Raw genomic sequence first — 3,709 nt, forward strand, 5'->3', positions numbered from 1 at the left:
GCGGGCGACGACCGGGCTGGAGGTCGACCCCCGGGCGGGGTCCGGCGGCCGGGACGCCGGCGACCGGGCGGCGCTCGCCCGCGTCCTCCGCAACGTCGCCGCCACCGCCGCCCGCCACGCGAGGGCCAGGGTGGCGTTCTCGGTGGCCGAGGTCGACGGGTCGGTGGTGGTCGCCGTCGACGACGACGGGCCCGGCATCCCGGCCCCGGAGCGGCGGCGGGTGTTCGAGCGGTTCGTGCGGCTGGACGACGCCCGGGCTCGCGACTCGGGCGGGACGGGCCTGGGCCTCGCCATCGTCGCCGAGCTGGTGAGCGCGCACGGCGGGGCGGTGGCGGTGGCCGACAGCCCGCTCGGCGGCACCCGGGTCGAGGTGCGGCTGCCGGCCGGTTCAGGGTGACTTCAGCGAGCCCGTGGAAAGGTGAGGTCATGAACCGCAGGACGAAGTGGATCGCCGCGGGCGCCGGGGCGCTGCTGCTGGCCGGGGCGGGCACGGGCATCGCCGTCGCCGCCGGCGGCGGGGACGACGCCGAGGCCCCGATCACCGGCGACGCGCTGCGCCGGGCCAGCGCCGCCGCGCTGGAGCACACCGGCGGCGGCCGGGTCACCGAGACCGAGGTCGGCGACGAGGAGGGCTACTACGAGGTGGAGGTGACCATGGACGACGGCCGCCAGGTCGACGTCCACCTCGACCGGGACTTCAACGTGCTCGACGCCTCCGCCGACCGCGAGGGCGACGACGCCGACGACGGCACCGACGACTGACGCGGGGTCCACCCGCCGGCGACCCGCTCGTCCGCCGACCCGGCCGGCCTGACCCCGGCCCCCCGCACGATCCCTGCGGCCGCGGCGGGTCAGTCGGCCGGGACGACGAGCCGGACGTCACCGGCGGCAGCCCCGGCCGGCGGGCGGGGTGCCGGTACCCTGGGCGGCGCCCGTCTCCCCAGGTCCCGGAGGTCCCGATGGCGGCAGCACCGGTCGGCCAGTACCCCGTCGCCGCGCTCGGCGCGACCGAGCGGGGGGCGTTCGTCGTCCGGGTCTACCAACACCTGGTCGCCGCCGTCGCCGCCTTCCTGGCCTTCGAGACGCTCCTCGTCACCCTCGGCATCAGCGAGGCGCTGTACGACCTGATCGCCGGCAGCCGGGGCGCCTGGCTCCTCGTCCTCGGCGGCTTCATGGTCGTCAACTGGCTGTCCACGTCGGCGGCCCACGACCTCGCCAACCCGGCCCGCCAGTACGGCGGCCTGTTCGGCCTGGCCGCCGCCGAGGCGGTCATCTTCGCCCCGTTCCTCCACTACGTGTTCCACGTCGAGGGCGGCGGGGCGACGACCGTGTGGGCCGCCGCGGTCATCACCGCCGTCGGCTTCGCCGGCCTGACCGTCGTCGCCTTCACCACCAGGGCCGACCTGTCGTTCCTGCGCCCGATGCTGATGTGGGGCGGCGTGTGCGCCCTGGTCCTGATCGGCGCCGCCCTGCTGTTCGGGCTCGAGCTCGGCGTCTGGTTCTCGGTCGGGATGATCGCCCTGGCCGGCGGCTCGATCCTCTACCAGACCCAGACGATCATGCGCCGCTACCCGTCGGAGGCCCACGTCGGCGCGGCGGTCCAGCTGTTCGCCTCGGTGATGCTGCTGTTCTGGTACGTCCTGCGCCTGCTCACCCAGATGCGCCGCTGAGCACGCCCGCCTGACCGCCGCTCCGGCGGCGGGCGCCGGTACCGTGCCGCCCCGTGGTGGCGCTGCTGCGCGGCAACCGGGACCTCCGGCTGCTGTTCTTCGCCCAGGTCGTCTCCTACCTCGGCGACTGGTTCGCCGACGTCGCCCTGCTCGGCCTCGTGCTCGACCTGTCCGACTCGCCGCTCGCGGCCGGCGGGCTGATGGTCGCCACCATGCTCCCGGTCTTCCTCGTGACCCCGCTGGCCGGGCCGATGGTCGACCGCCTCGACCGGCGCCGCCTCGTCATCGCCGTCTCGCTCTGCCAGTGCCTGTTCGCGCTCACCCTCCTGGCGGTGAGCGAGTCGACGCTGTGGCTGGCGTTCCTGGCCAGGGCCGGGGTCGCCGCGCTCGGCGCGTTCGTCGCCCCGGCCGCCCAGGCCGCCATCCCGAACCTGGTCGAGCCGGAGGACCTGCCGAGGGCCAACGCGCTCCTCGGGTCGGTGTGGGGCGCCATGCTCGCCGTCGGCGCCGCCGTCGGCGGGGCGTTCGCCGTGGCGTTCGGCCGTGACGCCGCCTTCGTGGCCGACGCGGCGACGTTCGTCGTCGCCGCGGCGCTGATCGCCGGCGTCCGCCGCCCGATGAACGCGCCCCGCCCCGCCGCCGGGACCCGGCTGCGGCCGATCGCCGACACGGTCGACGCCGTCCGCTACGCCGCCGGCCACCGGCCCGTGCTCCTGCTGCTGTTCTCGAAGACCGGCCTCGGCCTCGCAGGCGGCGTGGTCCCGCTCCTCGCCGTGTACGGCACCGACGTGTTCCACGGCGGCGACGCGGCCATCGGCCTGCTGCTCGCCGCCCGGGGGATGGGCGCGCTGCTCGGTCCGCTCTTCGCCCGCCGGCACGCGGCGAGGGGCACGCCGACGATCCTGCTCGTGTGCGGCGCCGCCGGCCTCGTGTACGGGATCGGCTACCTGGGCGTCGCCGCCTCGCCGGTGCTCGGGGTGGCGCTGGTCGCCGCGTTCGTCGCCCACCTGGGCGGCGGCGCCCAGTGGACCCTGTCGAACATCGGCCTCCAGAGCGAGACCCCCGACGAGCTGCGGGGCCGGATCTTCGCCGCCGACTTCGCGCTCGTCACCTTGACCATGAGCACGTCGTTCCTGCTGTCCGGCTGGGGGAGCGACACGTTCGGTCCCCGGCCGGTCACCGTCGCCCTCGCCCTCGTGGCCAGCACGTGGGGGGTCGCCTACCTGACCCTCACGAGGACGATCCGCCGGCCCGAGCCCGTCCACGCCGGCGCGCTGGCCGGCGCGGACGGGCCCCCGGCCCGCTAGTCCGTCGAGACGATGAAGCTCTGGATGACCCGGTCGAGCGCCTCGTAGTCGGCGTCGTTCAGCACCTGGACGTTCACGTACACGGTGAACGCCTGGTTCTCCGGGGTGGCGGCGATGGCGACGAAGACGGCGTCGCCGCAGGTGTAGTGCTCGAAGCGGCCGGTGTAGAGGCCGTCGTCGTAGTCCTCCCTGGTGCCGCCCTCGCAGGCGTTGTCGACGCCGATCCCGCTCGTGAGCAGGTCGATGGTGCCGTCGGGGTCGTGGAACCCGTCGAAGCTCACGATCTGCACGCCCGACACCTCGAAGCTGAGGCGGTACTCATCGAGGCTGGTGGCGGCCGTCACCTGCGCGGCGGTGGTGCCGTCCGGCAGGGTGAGCGCGCTGCCGTCGACGTCGCCCCAGTCGGTCGGGACCTCGACCGAGAGCACGCCGGAGTCGTCCTGCACGTAGGTGTACTCGTAGGTGGTCGGGCCGCCCTGGTCCGGCGCCGGCTCCTCCTCCTCGAGCTGGCTGCCCAGCGACTGGGCGACCTCCAGGGGGGCGTCCTCGTTGAGGGTGCCCTGGAGGATCTCGTTGGTCGAGAACCGGAGGACCTGCACGGCGAGGGGGGCGTCGGAGCCCTGGGTGCGGAGGATGTCGCAGTAGTCGGCCATCGTGCCGTCGGTGGCGAGGGCCAGCCCCTCCAGCTTGGTCACGATGTCGCCGCCCTGGATCCCGGCCTCGGCGGCCGGC

General features: G+C 75.1%; 5 protein-coding genes. 4 read left to right on the plus strand and 1 reads right to left on the minus strand.

Annotated elements, in window-relative coordinates:
- The 4 genes from VGB14_01215 to VGB14_01230 all read left to right on the plus strand — a co-directional run.
- A partial coding sequence (locus VGB14_01215) for an ATP-binding protein (protein ID HEX9991524.1) occupies nt 1-397 on the plus strand: 397 nt, incomplete at its 5' end.
- A gap of 29 nt (nt 398-426) precedes the next feature.
- Nucleotides 427-762, plus strand: a complete 336-nt coding sequence (locus VGB14_01220; GenBank protein ID HEX9991525.1) for a hypothetical protein — start codon at nt 427-429, stop codon at nt 760-762.
- 197 nt (nt 763-959) lie between these two features.
- Nucleotides 960-1,670 (plus strand): Bax inhibitor-1 family protein, encoded by a 711-nt coding sequence (locus VGB14_01225; GenBank protein ID HEX9991526.1) that lies wholly within the window; start codon nt 960-962, stop codon nt 1,668-1,670.
- Between the two features lie 53 nt (nt 1,671-1,723).
- Nucleotides 1,724-2,977, plus strand: coding sequence for an MFS transporter (locus tag VGB14_01230; protein HEX9991527.1), 1,254 nt, complete (start codon nt 1,724-1,726; stop codon nt 2,975-2,977).
- On the opposite strand, the gene VGB14_01235 is transcribed toward VGB14_01230, so the two are convergent.
- Nucleotides 2,974-3,709 (minus strand): hypothetical protein (locus VGB14_01235; protein HEX9991528.1); only part of this gene is annotated, 736 nt, incomplete at its 5' end. The genes VGB14_01230 and VGB14_01235 overlap by 4 nt on opposite strands.

This window comes from Acidimicrobiales bacterium (assembly GCA_036399815.1).
In the GTDB taxonomy this organism is placed as follows: Bacteria; Actinomycetota; Acidimicrobiia; order Acidimicrobiales; family DASWMK01; genus DASWMK01.

Excerpts from the sequence above, each read along its gene's own strand:
- VGB14_01220 (HEX9991525.1), top strand. The coding sequence starts at position 427 with ATGAACCGCAGGACGAAGTGGATCGCCGCGGGCGCCGGGGCGCTGCTG.
- VGB14_01225 (HEX9991526.1), top strand. The coding sequence starts at position 960 with ATGGCGGCAGCACCGGTCGGCCAGTACCCCGTCGCCGCGCTCGGCGCG.